At 61.4% G+C, this 16,147-nt stretch carries 16 protein-coding genes; 9 read left to right on the top strand and 7 right to left on the bottom strand.

Going from position 1 to position 16,147, the window contains the following annotated elements; all coding sequences use genetic code 11:
* Positions 1-15 precede the first annotated feature (15 nt).
* Positions 16-1,593, bottom strand: coding sequence for an aminotransferase class V-fold PLP-dependent enzyme (locus HYPGJ_RS17430; RefSeq protein WP_244466234.1), 1,578 nt, complete (start codon positions 1,591-1,593; stop codon positions 16-18).
* 260 nt (positions 1,594-1,853) lie between these two features.
* Between HYPGJ_RS17430 and HYPGJ_RS17425 the strand changes: the two genes are divergently transcribed.
* Positions 1,854-2,639: an alpha/beta hydrolase gene (locus HYPGJ_RS17425; protein ID WP_046848214.1), complete on the top strand. Its 786-nt coding sequence runs from the start codon at positions 1,854-1,856 to the stop codon at positions 2,637-2,639.
* Positions 2,640-2,666: 27 nt separating this feature from the next.
* On the opposite strand, the gene HYPGJ_RS17420 is transcribed toward HYPGJ_RS17425, so the two are convergent.
* On the bottom strand, positions 2,667-3,806 hold the full coding sequence (locus HYPGJ_RS17420) for an anhydro-N-acetylmuramic acid kinase (protein WP_046848213.1): 1,140 nt from the start codon (positions 3,804-3,806) through the stop codon (positions 2,667-2,669).
* Between the two features lie 57 nt (positions 3,807-3,863).
* Between HYPGJ_RS17420 and tyrS the strand changes: the two genes are divergently transcribed.
* Positions 3,864-5,120, top strand: a complete 1,257-nt coding sequence (gene tyrS, locus HYPGJ_RS17415) for a tyrosine--tRNA ligase (protein ID WP_046848212.1) — start codon at positions 3,864-3,866, stop codon at positions 5,118-5,120.
* A 21-nt stretch (positions 5,121-5,141) separates the two neighbouring features.
* Here tyrS and HYPGJ_RS17410 read toward each other — a convergent pair whose 3' ends face one another.
* On the bottom strand, positions 5,142-8,813 hold the full coding sequence (locus tag HYPGJ_RS17410) for an AsmA-like C-terminal region-containing protein (RefSeq protein ID WP_083984169.1): 3,672 nt from the start codon (positions 8,811-8,813) through the stop codon (positions 5,142-5,144).
* A 312-nt stretch (positions 8,814-9,125) separates the two neighbouring features.
* Here HYPGJ_RS17410 and HYPGJ_RS17405 point away from each other — a divergent pair, with 312 nt between their 5' ends.
* Together HYPGJ_RS17405 and HYPGJ_RS17400 are read left to right on the top strand one after the other, a co-directional pair.
* Entirely contained in the window at positions 9,126-9,593 is a 468-nt protein-coding gene (locus tag HYPGJ_RS17405; protein WP_046848210.1) for a peroxiredoxin, read from the top strand.
* 206 nt (positions 9,594-9,799) lie between these two features.
* A complete protein-coding gene (locus HYPGJ_RS17400; protein ID WP_046848209.1) occupies positions 9,800-10,318 on the top strand; it encodes a polymer-forming cytoskeletal protein in 519 nt (172 codons plus the stop codon).
* Between the two features lie 73 nt (positions 10,319-10,391).
* Here the strand turns inward: HYPGJ_RS17400 and HYPGJ_RS17395 are convergent, their stop codons facing one another.
* The 3 genes from HYPGJ_RS17395 to HYPGJ_RS17385 form a co-directional block, all read right to left on the bottom strand.
* On the bottom strand, positions 10,392-10,928 hold the full coding sequence (locus tag HYPGJ_RS17395; RefSeq protein ID WP_046848208.1) for a GNAT family N-acetyltransferase: 537 nt from the start codon (positions 10,926-10,928) through the stop codon (positions 10,392-10,394).
* 50 nt (positions 10,929-10,978) lie between these two features.
* Entirely contained in the window at positions 10,979-11,392 is a 414-nt protein-coding gene (locus HYPGJ_RS17390; protein WP_046848207.1) for a hypothetical protein, read from the bottom strand.
* Between the two features lie 143 nt (positions 11,393-11,535).
* Positions 11,536-12,171, bottom strand: a complete 636-nt coding sequence (locus HYPGJ_RS17385) for a MarC family protein (RefSeq protein WP_244466232.1) — start codon at positions 12,169-12,171, stop codon at positions 11,536-11,538.
* A 155-nt stretch (positions 12,172-12,326) separates the two neighbouring features.
* Between HYPGJ_RS17385 and HYPGJ_RS17380 the strand changes: the two genes are divergently transcribed.
* The 4 genes from HYPGJ_RS17380 (at position 12,327) to HYPGJ_RS17365 (ending at position 14,374) form a co-directional block, all read left to right on the top strand.
* The gene (locus tag HYPGJ_RS17380) at positions 12,327-12,614 is read left to right on the top strand and encodes an usg protein (protein WP_046848206.1); all 288 of its coding nucleotides are present in this window, start codon (positions 12,327-12,329) and stop codon (positions 12,612-12,614) included.
* A gap of 124 nt (positions 12,615-12,738) precedes the next feature.
* Positions 12,739-13,425: an RNA polymerase sigma factor gene (locus HYPGJ_RS17375; RefSeq protein ID WP_046848205.1), complete on the top strand. Its 687-nt coding sequence runs from the start codon at positions 12,739-12,741 to the stop codon at positions 13,423-13,425.
* Positions 13,426-13,509: 84 nt separating this feature from the next.
* On the top strand, positions 13,510-14,034 hold the full coding sequence (locus HYPGJ_RS17370; protein ID WP_046848204.1) for a DUF4142 domain-containing protein: 525 nt from the start codon (positions 13,510-13,512) through the stop codon (positions 14,032-14,034).
* Between the two features lie 10 nt (positions 14,035-14,044).
* Complete coding sequence (locus HYPGJ_RS17365; protein ID WP_046848203.1) at positions 14,045-14,374, top strand: cupredoxin domain-containing protein; 330 nt, start codon at positions 14,045-14,047, stop codon at positions 14,372-14,374.
* A gap of 22 nt (positions 14,375-14,396) precedes the next feature.
* Here HYPGJ_RS17365 and HYPGJ_RS17360 read toward each other — a convergent pair whose 3' ends face one another.
* Positions 14,397-15,353 (bottom strand): DUF4118 domain-containing protein, encoded by a 957-nt coding sequence (locus tag HYPGJ_RS17360; protein ID WP_244466231.1) that lies wholly within the window; start codon positions 15,351-15,353, stop codon positions 14,397-14,399.
* Between the two features lie 256 nt (positions 15,354-15,609).
* Here HYPGJ_RS17360 and HYPGJ_RS17355 point away from each other — a divergent pair, with 256 nt between their 5' ends.
* Positions 15,610-16,116 carry a hypothetical protein gene (locus tag HYPGJ_RS17355; protein WP_143440550.1) on the top strand — a complete coding sequence of 169 codons (507 nt, stop codon included), beginning with the start codon at positions 15,610-15,612 and terminating at the stop codon, positions 16,114-16,116.
* Positions 16,117-16,147: the final 31 nt, after the last annotated feature.

Here is a 16,147-nt window from a genome sequence, read left to right as displayed (position 1 = left end):
AACCAAATTTGTTCTTCAAGCGGCGATCGCCTGCGAGCCGGCAATCGCTTGCCAGGCTGCGACAAACGCCGCGATGTCGTCTTTCGTCGTTTCGCGCCCAAGACTGATGCGGATCGTTCCGGACGCGATTTCGGGGCCGAGCCCCATCGCTTCGAGCACGTGGCTGGCGCCGACTTTGCCAGACGAACAGGCCGAGCCCGCGCTGACTGCGACGCCCGCCAGATCGAGGCGGATCACCAAGGTCTCCGCCAGCTTGCCCGGCAGTGCGACCGCGATGGTGTTGCCGATGCGGGGCGATGCTTCTCCGATAATCTCGGCGCGCGGACTGATTGCGCGAATGTGCGCTTCGAGATCGTCGCGCAATGATTCAACCGCCGCCATGCTGCGAAGTTCGGCATGCGCGGCTTCGGCCGCGGCGCCAAAGCCAGCGATCGCCGCGACGTTCTCCGTCCCAGCGCGACGGCGGCGTTCCTGGCCTCCGCCACGCAGCATCGGCACGAGATCAAGATGGTCACGAATGATCAATGCGCCAATGCCTTTCGGGCCGCCGAGCTTGTGCGCCGAGATCGCCATCGTATCGAGCCCGAGGGCGGCGAAATCCACCGGCACACGGCCTGTCGCCTGCACCGCATCGGAATGCATGAGAATGCCATGCGCGCGCGCGAATTCGGCGACTTCACCGACCGGCTGAATGACGCCGGTTTCGTTGTTCGCCATTTGCAGCGCGATGACGGCCGGGCGAGGCACGCCATGCTTCAATACGTACTCTGCGATCTGTTCGACGCACACGACGCCGTCGCGGCCGGTCGCAAGTTCAACGACGTTGCACTTTGCCGCGTGCGCCGGAGCAAGAACCGAGTCGTGCTCGATGCCGCTCGTCAAAATTGTTTGCCACGGCTGCGCCATGACCCACGCATTCGCCTCCGACGCGCCGCTGGTGAAAACGACTTCGGACGGCTTCGCGCCGACGAGACGGGCAACGCTCTCGCGCGCCGATTCCACAACGCCTCTCGCGCGACGGCCTTCCATGTGAACCGAGGACGGATTTCCAACGACGTCGAGTGCTTCGATCATCGCCACCTTCGCTTCCGAGCACAGCGGCGCGGTCGCGTTGTAGTCGAGATAAGCGCGCCTCGGGGACGCAGGCGACTCCGTGACGGTCGCCGCCGCTTTCACGGCGAATTCTCCGCCGGGCAAAACGTCGGCGAGACTGACGGATTCGAGAAACTCCGACGTTGCCCTGCTCAGCGCGCTCCACAAACCGTGCGTCAGGCAGGGCGTCCCAACCGAGCAGCGCGGATCGTTATCGGTGCAACGCGTGAAGTGCGTGACTTCCTCGACGGCGGCCATCACGGCCGCAATGGAAATTTCTTCGGGCTTTTTCGAGAGGCGATAGCCGCCAGCGCGTCCGCGCGCGCTTTCAACCAGACCGGAGCGACGAAGTGGGACGAAAAGCTGTTCGAGATAGGACAGCGGAAGATGCTGACGTTCCGCCACTGACGAAAGCGGAACAGCAGCTCGATCGGCGTGGGCAGCGAGATCTGCCATCGCCATGACCGCGTACCGGCCTTTGGTCGTCAGTTCCACATTCATCTCCGGACTAGAGCCGCCTCAAGTGGCGGCGAAATCCTTGCCTTGCGTCCGATACCCCCGACTGTGCTAAGACAGCCGCCTTGACTTGCGGCTTGAACGTTAACAAAGCTAGGAAGTGTTTCGAACCGTTCTAAACTTATGGAAATCCTGAGTGCAGAAGTCAAGGTTCAAGAATCAGAGCCACGAGGATTTGAACGCGACCTCGTGTCCAGGCGCCCAGTCGGCCTGATCCCGATCACCACAAACCGAGAAGTTTTCCGATGCCCGAACTGATTATCAATGGTCCCGGCGGTCGCCTGGAGGCCCGTTATCATCACGAAGCCAGCAGCGACAGCCCGATCGCGCTCATCCTTCATCCGCACCCGCAGCTCGGCGGGACGATGAACAACCAGGTTGTTTATACGCTGTACCACACGTTCGCGGCGCGCGGCTTCTCGGTGCTGCGCTTCAATTTCCGCGGCGTCGGCCGGAGCCAGGGCGTGTGGGACAGCGGTCCCGGCGAGCTTGCGGACGCGGCGTCCGCGCTCGATTGGCTGCAGCTCGTCAAGCCCGACGCCAAGACCTGCTGGATCGCGGGCGTTTCGTTCGGAACGTGGATCGCGATGCAGCTTCTGATGCGGCGGCCGGAGATCGACGGTTTCATCTGCGTCGCGCCGCTCGCGAACCTTTATGATTTCAACTTCCTCGCCCCGTGTCCGTCGTCGGGCCTGCTCGTCAACGGCGAACTCGACCGAGTCGTGCCGACCTCGTCGGTTGCGGAAATGTCGGTGAAGACGAAGGTCCAGCGCGGCATAAAGATCGCGCACGAGGTCATCCCCGGCGCCAACCATTTCTTCGAGAACAAGACGGAAGAGCTGGGCGACGTCGTCGGCAAATATCTCGATGAGCGCATGATCCAATTCGAGCAGGATCGCGAACGCAACAAAGAACGCGAACGCGAACGAGAGCGCGAACGTCAGCGCCAGCGCGAGCTCGAGCGGATGGAAGCGCAGAGCGCGCCGGCTGCCACTTCAGGCGGCGGCGAGGACGACAGCGACGACGAATAAAGCGCCGCATTCAAGCATATTTCGTGATCAGGTCTTGCGTGCCGGCGATGGATCGGCACGCAGGCCGCCTGTCATTGGTGCGGGCACTCCGGTCGTGCCCGGAAATGTAATCGGCAGCCCTTTGGCCGATCGAACTGCGAGATAACCCCAGGCCTCCGCCTCCAGGCTATCCCCGTCGATGCCAACAGCTTCGGCTGGGACGACGGCGTGCTGCACGCGTTCAGCCAGCAGCCGCATGATCGTGCGGTTGCGCCGTCCGCCGCCCGCGACGATCCAAAGCTCCGGCTCTTCCGGCATATGCTCACGCGATTTCGCAATGCTCTGCGCGGTGAACGCTGCGAGCGTCGCGGCGCCATCGTCGGTCGACAGCTTCTCGATGGCGTGCGTGGCGAAGGTGTTTCGGTCGAGGGACTTCGGCGACGGCTTGGCAAAAAACGTGTGGCTCAACAGATCGCGGACGATTTCGTCGTCGGCTTTCCCGCGAGCCGCTGCCGCGCCGTCCTCGTCGAGCGAGCGTTTTGTCCGCCGCAGCATCCAGTCGTCGAGCAACGCGTTTCCGGGGCCTGTATCGAACGCGATCAGCGCGCCATCCCGGCCGATCCAGGTGACGTTCGCGACGCCGCCGATATTGACGATGGCGAGCGGCCGCTGCGGAAGCTTCGCCGACAAAGCGCGATGATAGACGGGGACGAGCGGCGCTCCCTGCCCGCCGGCCGCGACATCGGCCGCGCGCAGATCGTAAATCACCGGACAGCGTGTCGCGCCCGCCAAAAGCTCGCCGAGACCAAGCTGGATCGTTAGACCGTCCTCGGGGCGATGCAGCACCGTCTGCCCGTGAAAGCCGATCACGTCGATGGACGCCGCCTCGATGCGGGATGCTCTCAAGAATTCGGCGACGGCGTCTACATGCCGCGCGGTGAGCGCGTGCTCGGCCTCCGACAGTGCTACTGGGCGCTCATGTCGCGAAGTCAGATTACCGGCTGCGGCGATCGCTGCAGCGAGCAGGTTTCGCATCCGCTCGTCATAAGGAAACGTCTGCGCCGGGCCGCGTTTCGCGATGGTTTCGCCGTCCGTTTCGAGATAGGCGACGTCGATGCCGTCCAGCGACGTTCCGCTCATCAGGCCGATGGCGCGCATCACCTTGCCCATGACCACCTTCCCGTGCATGTTGCCGCCGCCTCGCCCCTGAGACGGGCGCAATCCGAACGAAAGCTGCGAGTTGCAATGCCGACACTGAAGTCCGAATTCCTGCAGATTATGACCGAGCGCGGTTTCGTCCACCAGTGCTCAGACATCGAAGGTCTCGACAAAGTCGCATCGGAGGGGCGCGCGGTCGCCTACACGGGTTACGACTGCACGGCGCCATCGCTGCACGTCGGACACCTGATCTCGATCATGATGCTGTCGTGGCTGCAAAAGACGGGCGGCAAGCCGATCGCGCTGATGGGCGGCGGCACAACGCGTGTCGGCGATCCCTCCGGCAAGGACGAGACGCGCCAGTTCCGCTCGATCGAGGAAATCGACGCCAACAAGGAGAGCATCAAGCGCGTCTTCTCGAACTTCCTGACGTTCGGGTCAGGAAAATCCGACGCGCTGATGGTCGACAACGCGGAATGGCTTGCGTCGCTCAACTACATCGAATTCCTGCGCGACGTCGGACGGCATTTCTCGGTCAACCGCATGCTGACGATGGACAGCGCGAAGCTGCGTCTCGATCGTGAGCAGGAGCTGTCGTTCATCGAATTCAACTACATGCTGCTGCAGTCCTACGACTTCGTCGAACTCAACCGGCGCTACGGCTGCAATCTGCAGATGGGCGGCTCGGACCAATGGGGCAACATCGTCATCGGCATCGACCTCGGGCGCAGGATGGGCGTCAAAGACCAGCTTCTCGGGCTGACGTGCCCACTGCTGACGACGTCGTCGGGCGCCAAGATGGGCAAGACTGCATCAGGTGCGGTGTGGCTCAATGAGGAGCAGCTTTCGCCCTATGATTACTGGCAGTTCTGGCGCAACACGGAAGACGCCGATGTCGCGCGCTTCCTGAAGCTGTTCACGATGCTGCCGCTCGACGAGATCGCGAAGCTCTCAAGCCTCGGCGGCTCGGAGATCAACGAAGCGAAGAAGACGCTCGCGACGGAAGCGACAGCGCTCGTTCACGGCCGCGACAAGGCCGAGGCGGCGGCTGAGACGGCGCGCAAAACGTTCGAACAGGGTGCACTTGCGACCGACCTTCCGACGATCGAGATTTCTTCGGCAGAGTTCGATGCGGGCCTCGGCGTGCTGACGGCGTTCGTCAAGGCCGGCCTCGTTGCGTCGAACAGCGAGGCGCGGCGGCAAATTCAAGGCGGCGGGCTCAAGATCAACGATGAGGCCGTGACGTCGGACAAGGCCGTGATCAAGGCGACCGATGCAGTGTCGAACGGCGTTATCAAGCTGTCGCTCGGCAAGAAGAAGCACGTGCTTCTGAAGCCGGTCTGATCTCGGCGCGACGCTTAGCGCCTATTGCGACGGCTGCGTTGTCGAAGACCAGCCGTCGATCGAGCCCGCCTGAGCTTCGGCGGGCTTTTTCGGCTTCGATTTGACTTTGCTGTTCGCGCTGGCCCGTTTGGTTTTCTGGCCAGTCGAAGGTTCATCGGGCGATGTTTGACGTACGCGCGCGGCTGTTGAGTCCTGAGGCACGCGGTCGTCGCCACGAATCTGCACCTTCGGATCGGACGCCGTCATCTGAAACACTTCGCGGAAGATGCCGGGCGCGACCAACGACAATGGGTTGACGATCACCTGCGGGTTGGCCGTCGGCCCCTGGACCGCGAACGTAATGCCGAAAATGCCTTCGCCTTGCGTGCCGGAGATGATCTGGCCGAGCAGCGGAATGCCGCCGAGAGCGCCGTTCAATCCTTGCAGCGGAATATAGGTGCCGCCGAAATTGACGTGCTTGGTTTTGAAATCGACCTTGCCGCGCAGGTTGGCGCCAAGAAGCGGACCTTTGAGGTAGGCTTCCTCAAGGACGAACTGACCGTAACCAACAGAGAATGGCGCGCGCATCCGATCGAACTCGAAAACTTCGCGCGTCACGTTGGGGCGTCCTTGAATCGCCGGCCGTCCTTGGTCGGCGCTGCTGACAACCTCGCTGACGATCGCGTCGCCGAGAATCTTGAAATCCTCGACCGCGAGAATTCCGGTTTTTTCCGCCGGTCCTGATCCGTCGAGATTGACTTCAAGGCGCAGGCGGCCGCCCTGCATGTTGGGATAGAAATTGACGAGCTTCAGCACCTGACCGGCGTCGGCGGAATTGACAAGCAGGCGGCGCGTTCCGGTACTCTTATCAACTTCGGCTGCAAGCGGAGCGCCCCCGTCAAGCGTGCCTTTGGCGTCGAGCGCCGCGAGGTTTCCGGCGCGCGTTTCGATCTGCATTTTCAGGTTACGGAGCGAGACGTCGTAACCCCCGATGACGTTGTCGATCTGGACGTTGACGCGCGCGCCTTTGGCTGCGCCCGGCGCATTGCTTTTGCGATCGGGACCGTTGCCGACGTTAAACAGCGAGCGGAAGAAGTTACGGCCATCAAAGGTCTTGCCCGACGCATCGATGGACCACATGTCGTCCTTGCCGCGCGATCCCTTGACGTCGAGGCGCGACACGACATTGAGCATCAGGTTCGGAAACTCGAACTGCTTGATCTTGTTGTCGGAGCCAACGACGATTTTTCCTTCGGCGGCGATGTCGTCGCTTGAAATTTTGAAGCGCTGCAGCTCGGTGTCGTGGTTCGGGTTGCTGACGATTTCGGCATCGACCGAGGCCGCGCGCCCGGCCGCCTTGTGCCATTGCAGATGATCGAGCGTCATGTCGGCGTTGGTCAGATCGGCATGAAGCTTGACGGCCAGCGGGCCATTGGCGGCGGGCTCGAGCAAGACTTCAATCGGGACGACGCCCTGCACGATGTCGTTAATGTCGAGGCCGAGCTGCGTGCGATCGGCGTCATCAAGCTTGGCCATGATCTTGATGGGCGGTTGCTGCTCCGCATTCGGACCGAGCAGACGCTGGCCCGCGATCTTCGCCGGAACGCCATTGACGAGCAGGTCGCCTTTCGCATCGAGGGTCGTGTCGGTGAGATCGAGATTGAGCGTGAAGCCCTGGACATCGAACCTACCCGCGACTTTGCCAAATCGGCCGTCGGTAATTCGTGCCTTCCCGCTGACGGAAATGTCGTCGGCCGAGACGTTCGGTATGAAGGGCACCTTGATGTCGAAGTGCGCATCGACCTTGCCCTCGCCGGCTTTCGGAAGCTTCGGCGCGTCGCGCAGGTTGCGGATGGGCAGCGACTGAACAGTTTCGAGGAAGGGTGCGAGATCGCCCGACGCCGTGAGGCTGATCTGGCCATTCGGCCGCGCCGCCATGACGTTGTCAGTCTGCACGCTGACGTCCTTGATCGCGAGCCGCTGGCCGTCCGCGAGCGTCGTTTCGGCAGCGGGCATCGCAATATCGAGGACGTTGTCCACGAGTTTCACAGACGCTTCCGGGACGGTGATCTCGGGCATGCCGGGCAGCGGCCGGAAGACCAGGTTCTTTGCACCGAAGTTCGCCGTTACGCGCTCGAGGTCGGTCGACACGGTGACTGTGCCGGCGTCGACGCCGCCGACGTTGCCGTTGGTGAACCGTAGCGTTCCGCCCTGGAAGTCGACGGCGGACAGGTTCTTGCCCACCCACTCCCGTGTGCCGGTCGCCAATGCGCGGGGCCACAAGGCTTTCAGCGTTTGCAGCGGCATCGGCGACGCCGAGAACTCCGCGGACATGCTTTGCCCGTCGGGACCCGCCTGCGTCGTGGCTTTGATTGTCGCGACGCCACCGCCGCCTGCGAGGCGGAACTCGTCGATATCGACCTGGCCGCGACGCGGAATGATGGAGCCTTGCGCCGTCCAACTGTCGATCGTCACAGGCGGTACGTTGAATTCGGGGGCTTCGAATACGCCATTCTTGCCGTCGAGCCCGAAGCGCCACTGCGGTGGCTCGTTCGCCTTTGCCACGTCCATCATCGCGCCGGAGAACATGATCGTTCCGTCGGCCCACTTGACTGGGCTCGGCTTCAAGTCCCAGCGTCGCTTCTTGCCGTCGTAGTCGAGCTTGAAGAGGCCGGCGGTCACATCCATCGGCTGCACGAGATAGGGCAATCGCGCGCGGCCCTTTCCGAATTCGAGCGCCAGGTCGCCGTTCTCGATTTCGCCCGAGCGCGTCAGCACGACGGTGGCATCGGCGGCCACGGGAAATTCGAACATGCCGAGCAGCGCGAGCGGCGGGGCCGCGGCGGCCAGCGTGGACGGCACGAGATCGCGGACGGTCGCTTTCACCTGCAGCTTGTCGGCCGTTTCCCGCTCGTCCGTCAGGAACGAGATCGCCCACGGACCCTGTTTCGATGCGACGAGCGCGCGGCCCGATATCAGGCTGCGCTGTCTCTGGTGGTTGAAATCGACGCTGGCCTCATCGATGCGCCACGAGCTGCGCTGGCCTTCATAATCGATCACCACGGTCGCGTTCGAGAGGCCGAACTCGGTCAGATACGAGGTCGCGTCGAGGCGCTGGCGCGCGCGATAGGAGGTATCGCTCAACATCTTCGCGAGATTGAGCTGGTGGCCGGTGCGCACCGTCCGCACGGCGACAGTCGTATTCGGCGCGACGGTGTCGTCTTGCTTGAGTGGCGCGGACGGGGCGCTTTGGCTCGGCACGCGGGCAGGCACGGGACGCGGCACGGCGCGTTCAAAGACGAAGCCGGATTCATCGGAATAGGCGAGCGCGATGATCGGATCGATCAATTCGATGCGTCGCGGAACGATGCGGCCTCGCGTCAGCGCCGCGAGCGAGATATTGACGGCGGCGAGCGGCGAGGAAAGAACGACGTCGCCGCCTTTTTCGAGGACGCTCACATCCCGCAGGCGAAATTCCAGTTCCCCGGAGGCGCCCAAGCGCAACTCCGCGCCGTCGATCCTGACCGAGCTTGCCGCCAGTTCCGCATTGATGCCGCGCTCGATCGGGGCGACGACGAAATCGAAGCCGATCGGACCATGCCTGAGCCTTACGTACAGAACGCCGACGCCGATTGCCGTCAGTAGAACAAGCGGCATCACGACATAGAACATCATGCGGCAGCCGCGGAAAAACCTCCGCAGACCGCGCATCATTACGGCCTCGTCAGGATCATTCTCATCATGCGATATCGCGACACTACGCTCCGGCGAGGTCGTCGCACCGGGCCGGCGCGCGTAGTGCGCAGTCTGATCGGCGCCGCGTCCCTCAACGGGGCGCCCGCCACTTACGGATTTCGCCAACGCCGCTCCTCACACCCCCGCGGACGGCAACACCAACGACCGACTGATCCGCGCCTTCCGGCGAACGGACAGACCTAGTACCGGACAAGCTACAAAATGCTGGTTTCCATTCGTACGCGATGGCACGTACAGATGTAAAAGCGACAAAAGAAAGGCACTTTCAAGATGCTCCAAGACGGTGAGAACGCTCCCAACTTTTCGCTACCTGACGACGCCGGTTCGGTCGTGCGTCTGTCGAAGCTCAAGGGGCGTCCGGTGGTCGTCTATTTCTATCCCAAGGACGACACCTCGGGCTGCACGCAGGAGGCCAAGGATTTCTCGTGCCTCGCGGATCAATTCGCCAAGGCGGGCGCTGACGTCGTCGGCATTTCTCCCGACAGTGCGGCGAGCCACAAGAAATTCAAAACCAAATACGACCTGCCGCTGCGGCTGCTCGCGGACGAAAACAAGGATGCCGCCAATGCTTACGGCGTGTGGGTCGAAAAAAGCATGTATGGCCGCAAATACATGGGCGTCGAACGCTCGACTTTTTTGATCGATTCCAAAGGCAAGATCGTCCGAAGCTGGCGCAAGGTGAAAATCCCGGGCCATGCCGAGGATGTGCTGGCCGCGGTCAAGGCGTTAGCCAAATGAGCAGAAAAAGCGCAGTTCGGGCCCTTCGTTGATCTTCTGCCACAGTGTGCGCCCAGGATTGTAGGAGCTGCTTATAATCCTGGGGATTGTCGGTGCATTAGTTATGGCTACCGGCTGAACCGGAGCGATGAAGGTGCTAACCGAATCACATGTGCTCGCGTGCCGGGCGCGCTTGTTGCTTAAGTTGTGTGAGGGGATGATTTCCGATGTTGCCGAACTTTCGCCGCTCAGAGACGGACACGCCGAAGCTGCAAACGGTAGCGGCGACGTCTGAAATTCCTCCCGCCCCCTCGTTCCAGCCACGCCCGTTTCTGACGGTGCCGCAGGCCGAACCCGCCAAATCGGTTTCGGTCATCGGCCGCGACCTGACGATCGCCGGCAATCTCATCTGCAAAGGTGAAGTGCAGGTCGATGGTATCGTCGAAGGCGATATCGAAGGCAGCCATGTCGTCGTGGGCGAAGGCGCAACCGTGACGGGCAGCATTTCGGCGGAGGAAGTGGTCGTTCGCGGACACGTCGTCGGCTCTGTTCACAGCAAGCGCGTGATGCTGCAAACGACGAGTGAGGTCGAAGGCGACATCTTCCATCAGTCGCTTTCCATCGAACAGGGCGCAATGTTCGAGGGCAAATCGCGGCGGACCAATGAAGATCCGCGGACGCTGCTGAAAAAGTCCGAGCCGATCGGCTTCGTGCTGCCGCCTCGGCTTCCGGAACTGACCAACTAAGCGCGCAAATTCCCATCCCTAGCGTCGTGCAACTCTCCGGCCGTCTCTCTTGGAATTCGACGGCCGGACGCTTTTAGCCCAATGCGCGCGCCAAACAGACGAGCGCGCCGGCAGGTCCGCCGCGCGCAACTTCGCAAAAACCATTACGATTGTAGAAGCGAACATTCGGCGAAGCCGCGCTCGTGATGACGTGGACGCCGGAAGCGCCTGCCCGCTGTGCGTCAGCGATGAACGCGTCGATCAACCGTCCGCCAATGCCGGAGCCGCGATGGTCGGGCGCGATGTTCACGTGCAGATGCGCGGGGTAGCGCTGCGTCACGTCGCGAAACGCGGTGATAGCGGTGTCCTGAACTTTGCTGGATGCGGGGTCTTCTATGGTGCCGACGAGATACCCTACAACGTCGCCTGACGTTGTTATCGCCAGATAGGCGAACTGCGGATCAACCCGAAGGTAGCGCCCGAGCCAGCGCTCGCGGAAAGCCGTCCGCGTGGCTTCGCTCTCGAACGATTTCGTATTGCTCGCTTCGAAAAAGATCGTGTCGATCGCAGCGTCGAGCTCAGACGTTCTCGCAACGTCAAGATAGCGGACGATGGCAATGCGTGTGGACATAGCGCCCGCATATCACGGCGAAGATCGGTTCGCGATGCCTTCCGCTCGCCTTACTCGGTGGCGTAGCCGGCCATCGCAAGCTGACGGCGGAACGCGGGAGGCAGGTCGGCGGGGATCGCAGCCTGCGCGGGCAACGGTGCGGCTGCCGATTTGTCGAGCGGCTTTCTCTCGATCGCCGCCGGGTTCGGTCCGCCGTAGTTGCGGCTATAGGGCTCGGACGGATCGTCAGGCAACTGACGGATATTGGCCGACGGCGGCGCCTGCGAGGGCAAGCCGTCGTCTTCCATTTCGGTCGCCGCCGATGCTTGGCGGACGTATGTGACGTTGGCCGGCGCGCCCGAATAGTACGCGTTATTGTCCGTGGCGCATCCGGCCTCGCCTAAAGCTGCCGCTGCAATAAGCAGCGGCACGATCGCCGCACGAGCGACTCCAGCCGGCGACCGGCCCGCAGCAAACGCATACATATTCACGCTTTCAACGCTACAAGAACGCAACTAAACCGAATTCATTGTCCCGGATTGAAACATTGATGCGTTAAAGAGGCGCTAACGGGCATTCAAAAGCAGCCGATCGCAGCAGTTTTTCAGGATGCTGACTACGAAATTCCCTATCCGGCAATTAGGCCGGAATCCTTGATGCCGTTGAACAGCGCCTGCACGGCGAGGGCGGCAAGCAGAATTCCGAACACGCGAATGAGAACGCGTTGCGCGGTGATCCCCATCACGCGGTTCAGCTCTTGCGCGAGAAGCAGCAGCGCAAGCGTCGCGATCATCACGCACGCGAGCGATGCAACGACGATCGCCAAGCCGAACGGTTCGTCGCTCGCGTTTGCAGCGAGCAGAATTCCGGCGCTCATCGCACCCGGCCCAGCGAGCAACGGTGTTGCGAGCGGAAACACGGCGACGTCCTCGCGCGTCTGCGCTTCGGCACCTTCTGGCGGCGTCAGTTTGATCGCGCCGCCCGGCCGCGCGAAGATCATGTCGATGGCGATCATCAACAGGATGATGCCGCCGGCCGTCTGCAACGCGGCAACGGAAACGCCGAGCTGCGCGAGGATCGGACTTCCGAGCACGGTGAAGAACGCGAGGATCGCGGATGCGATCAGTGTCGCGCGTATGGCGATCGCCTGACGTTCCGCGCGCGGCATCTTCGGTGTCAGCGTCGCGAACAAGACCGCAGCCTCGACCGGTCCGATCGTGGCGAAGAACGTCGTCAAACTTTTCAGCGCGGTCTCGAGCATCATGCAAACATTCAAATCACAGGCGGATTGAGCACTCGTCTGCGTGCTTTGCTAATACGCTTAGCGCTTTGTCATTCGTCTGGACATTGAACGAATCTCAACTGATCATCGTTGTTCCGGGGAGGGCGCCAATCACTCTTATCGAAGGGAGATTGCCAGTGACCAACAAGGAAGTTTCTAATGCCGGCGGCCTTAAGGCTCAGCTTGCCGGGTTCAGCCTGACGACTGCCGAAATTCTCTATCGTCTTCCGGATCATCCATCGCTCCTGCAGAGCTATATCTGGCAAGAATACGATCTTGCCCCGCGCTTCCCGAAGCTCAAATCGTTTCTCGATTTCTGGACCGCGACGCTCGATGGTAAACTTTTCAAGGTGACCGTCGCACACTCCGAGCTTATTCGCCCCGCGGAAGTCCGGCTGATCGGCACCGAATTGCGCGTTCACTGAGACCACAGATTTCCGGCGCGCAACGCTTATGGCAATCCATTAAGGATTGGCGTTCGCGCCTCTCAGGAACCTTTTTCGGAAGCGTACATCCAATAGGCTCGGCGCTTCGGAAAGGAATGCGGGCATGGGTCAATCGGTGCTGAACAGCACACAGCGATCGGCGGAAGCCGATCTCGTTCGGCGCGCATCGCAGCGGGATGAGGCGGCGATCCGCGCGATTATTCAAGAGCATAACCGGCGTCTTTATCGTGTCGCGCGCAGTATCGTCCGCGATGACAGCGAAGCCGAAGACGTACTGCAGGAGGCCTACTTCCGTGCCTTTTCGGCGATTGCCGATTTTCGCGGAGAGTCGAGCCTGACAACGTGGCTGACGCGCATCGTTCTGAACGAAGCCTTGCAACGGGCGCGACGGCGCGTTGATCAGCCTGCGTCGCACTTCGATCTGCCGCCGGAACGGATCGCAGACATCATTCCCTTTCCTCTCTCTGGACAAACGATCGTGGACCCTGAGCGCGCCACTTCGCAGCATGAAATCTGCCGTCTTCTGGAGAGGGCGATCGATGAGCTCCCGGAAGAATTCCGTACCGTTCTCATTGCGCGTGCCATCGAAGGGCTGAGCATCGACGAGACGGCGGAGCTTTACGGCATCAAGCCGGAGACGGTGAAGACGCGCCTGCACAGGGCACGCAAACTTCTCAAGTCGTCACTCGAAGAACATATCGGCTCGTTCTTCAGCGATGTCTTCCCGTTCGATGGCAAGCGATGCGAGCGTTTGACGAATGCCGTCGTATCGCGCTTGAGCCAACGCTGATCATCGGGAACGTTTCGCGCGCCGCGCCATCCAATCCTTCGTGAGACAGAGAGCCCGCAGGGCTCGCAACACGGAGGCAATTCAATGCGTCATTTCCCGACGAGTTTCGCCGTAGCAGTCACGCTCTCGGCGTTGGCGTTACCGGCATTCGCGGCCGATCAGCCGAGTGATCCGCAGATCGCGCACATCGCCTATACGGCGGGCGATATCGATGTGAAGGCCGGTCAGCTCGCGCTTGAAAAATCGCAGAACAAAGCGGTTCGCGCCTTCGCGAGCGACATGGTTCGCGATCACAAGGCGGTCAACGACAAGGCGCTGGCTTTGGTCAAGAAGCTCAACGTCACGCCCGAAGACAACGGTACAAGCAAAGCTCTTTCCGAGCAGGCCGCGCAAAAGCACGACGAGTTGAGCAAGCTGTCCGGCGCCGCGTTCGACAAAGCCTACGTCGAGAACGAAGTTGCCTTCCACAAGACCGTCGACGGCGCGCTCGAAACGACGCTCATCCCCTCATCGTCAAACAGCGAGTTGAAGGGACTTCTGCAAACGGGCCTCAAGATTTTCCAGGGTCATCTCGCGCATGCTGAGCATCTCGCCAGCACGCTCAAATAGGAACTCTCCGATGCGAACCGCATTTCAGTGCGCCGCCCTGCTCGTGGCGCTGCAGATCATGAGCGCTCGCTTCGGGATTGCGGGCGAGGTCGTAAAAGTCAAAATCACCGGCCTCGCCTTCTCGCCCGCCGAGATCACGATCCGGGAGGGCGATACGATCGAGTGGGTGAACGGCGACTTCATCGACCACACCGCAACCGCCGACGACGGCTCGTGGGATGTCGTGGTTGCCGAAAGCCGCTCGGCGCGGCTGCGGTTCGATCATGCCGGGACAACGAAATATTTCTGCCGTTTCCATCCAGATATGACAGGGACTGTGCACGTCATCGCCGACCGGTAAAATTGTTGGACGACCGCGTTTCTCATTTGGCCGACTTAACCGGAATCGTGACGATGACAGCGGTGCCGGGCGAGCGTGGCTCGATCTCAATCGTGCTTCCGAGCTGCGCCGCCAGCATCTGGATCAGCCGGCTTCCTGTCCCGGCGTGGGCGACATGGGCCTTGGTTCCGATGCCGTTGTCGGTGATCGTCAGCGTGTACGTATCGCCGACGCGGATCAAGCGCACAGAAATTGTGCCGGGGCGTTCGTCGGGAAAGGCATGCTTGGTCGCGTTCGTCACGCATTCGTTGACGATCAATCCTAGAGGCACCGCCTTCTCGATGCTGATCAAATGGCTTTCCGATTCGCAATGCAGGGCGATCGGGCGCGATGCCAAACGCGATAGTTTGAGATCGTCACACAGTTCGCCGATGTAGGATTTGGTATCGACGACGACGCGATGGTTATGGATCTGAAAGCGGCGGTGGACGCGGGCGATTGCCTGGACCCGGTCGGCTGCCGAGATCATTGCCTCGCGCGCAACACCGTCCGCCGAACGCGCTTGCATATTCAGAAGCGTTATGACGTTTGCGAGATCGTTGCGCGTCCGATGCGAGAGTTCCTCTAGCAACACCTCGCGATCGCGGACTGCCGCCTGCACGCGCTGATGCTCGATCGACAGGTCGACCAGGCCGACATGCAGGGCTTCCACGACGAACGCCATGGAGAATCCGACGGCGATGAAAAGCGCGAGCGCGATCAGATCGTCGCCGTCAGCAACGGCCAACGAGCCGACCGGCCGCTGCATAAAATAATCGACGATCGTCGCGCTCAGAATGGTGGCGAGAAAGCCGTTGCCGCGATCGAATATCGCGCCGCATGCAAAAATTACCGGGAGGAAGATCAGGTAGGGATAGCGTTGCGCGTCGTGACCGGTGTGGGTCCACGCCCACATCACCGCGAGGACCACACAAACGGTGAGCAGGTAGCGAATTGCCACCGGTATTTTTCGGGCTGTCAGGGTGACAGAGTGAAGACCGCCGATCCATCCGCGCATTTAGCGACAACGCGCAAGAAGTCCGCGCGGTTCACGGAAGGCATTGCAAAACTTTCCCGAAAAATAGAACGCGCTGGATGCCGTTGAGCGCGCACGCGCAATCACATTCACGTTAGATTTCAGCATTTTATCTTGGATCGTCTTGATCATCGCGCGCGGTGCGCCAAACATGGCTGCAACACTGCGATGGAGAAATCATATGCGCGTTATTTCGTGGGCGGCACCGATGGTTCTGGCGGCGCTCAGCGTGTCGCCGGCGATGGCAAATCCGCAAGCGTTCGAAGACAACAAGGTTCACCTCAAGACTTGCGACGGCAATCACGTGACGGTTCGTTGGCTCGGCGACGATTTCAAGGTTGCGCTGTTCGGCAAGGCAACGGGCGCGGCGCAAGGCTCGCTCGAATTCCTCGGCTGGGACGGCAATTGCCAGAAGGCGACGTGGAATACAGCCGAAGCGGCTTTTGCCGTTGGAAATGACGATTCGGCACGACCATCGCCGTTTCTGAAATATGTGGCTGAAGACGATGCCAAATGGATCGGGGTGCGCAATGGCGACGGGTTTTTCGTCACCCGCGTTGCTAAAGCTGGCGAAAATATCTCGAATGCCCGTCTGGCAGAGGTCGCGGACTGGCTGAAGCGCACCAGCCCAGAATTCACTCCGGGAGCGGCGCTCGCAAAACAATTGTCAATCGCCGGGGGCGATTGAGGCTCCCAGTTTCCAGCGTAGGCTATAGGGA

The organism is Hyphomicrobium sp. GJ21 (genome assembly GCF_001006785.1).
Classification (GTDB): Bacteria; Pseudomonadota; Alphaproteobacteria; order Rhizobiales; family Hyphomicrobiaceae; genus Hyphomicrobium_B.
The sequence above is the reverse complement of the archived record's forward strand: the minus strand, read 5'-3'. Positions and strand labels throughout refer to the sequence as shown.

What these genes read in the sequence shown, in the direction of transcription:
- HYPGJ_RS17370 (WP_046848204.1), top strand. Translation starts at nt 13,510, where the DNA reads ATGCGTCATTTCCCGACGAGTTTCGCCGTAGCAGTCACGCTCTCGGCG.
- HYPGJ_RS17375 (WP_046848205.1), top strand. Translation starts at nt 12,739, where the DNA reads ATGGGTCAATCGGTGCTGAACAGCACACAGCGATCGGCGGAAGCCGAT.
- HYPGJ_RS17430 (WP_244466234.1), bottom strand. Translation starts at nt 1,593, where the DNA reads ATGAATGTGGAACTGACGACCAAAGGCCGGTACGCGGTCATGGCGATG.
- tyrS (WP_046848212.1), top strand. Translation starts at nt 3,864, where the DNA reads ATGCCGACACTGAAGTCCGAATTCCTGCAGATTATGACCGAGCGCGGT.
- HYPGJ_RS17365 (WP_046848203.1), top strand. Translation starts at nt 14,045, where the DNA reads ATGCGAACCGCATTTCAGTGCGCCGCCCTGCTCGTGGCGCTGCAGATC.
- HYPGJ_RS17400 (WP_046848209.1), top strand. Translation starts at nt 9,800, where the DNA reads ATGTTGCCGAACTTTCGCCGCTCAGAGACGGACACGCCGAAGCTGCAA.
- HYPGJ_RS17420 (WP_046848213.1), bottom strand. Translation starts at nt 3,806, where the DNA reads ATGCACGGGAAGGTGGTCATGGGCAAGGTGATGCGCGCCATCGGCCTG.
- HYPGJ_RS17405 (WP_046848210.1), top strand. Translation starts at nt 9,126, where the DNA reads ATGCTCCAAGACGGTGAGAACGCTCCCAACTTTTCGCTACCTGACGAC.
- HYPGJ_RS17355 (WP_143440550.1), top strand. Translation starts at nt 15,610, where the DNA reads ATGCGCGTTATTTCGTGGGCGGCACCGATGGTTCTGGCGGCGCTCAGC.
- HYPGJ_RS17385 (WP_244466232.1), bottom strand. Translation starts at nt 12,171, where the DNA reads ATGATGCTCGAGACCGCGCTGAAAAGTTTGACGACGTTCTTCGCCACG.
- HYPGJ_RS17390 (WP_046848207.1), bottom strand. Translation starts at nt 11,392, where the DNA reads ATGTATGCGTTTGCTGCGGGCCGGTCGCCGGCTGGAGTCGCTCGTGCG.
- HYPGJ_RS17395 (WP_046848208.1), bottom strand. Translation starts at nt 10,928, where the DNA reads ATGTCCACACGCATTGCCATCGTCCGCTATCTTGACGTTGCGAGAACG.
- HYPGJ_RS17410 (WP_083984169.1), bottom strand. Translation starts at nt 8,813, where the DNA reads ATGATGCGCGGTCTGCGGAGGTTTTTCCGCGGCTGCCGCATGATGTTC.
- HYPGJ_RS17425 (WP_046848214.1), top strand. Translation starts at nt 1,854, where the DNA reads ATGCCCGAACTGATTATCAATGGTCCCGGCGGTCGCCTGGAGGCCCGT.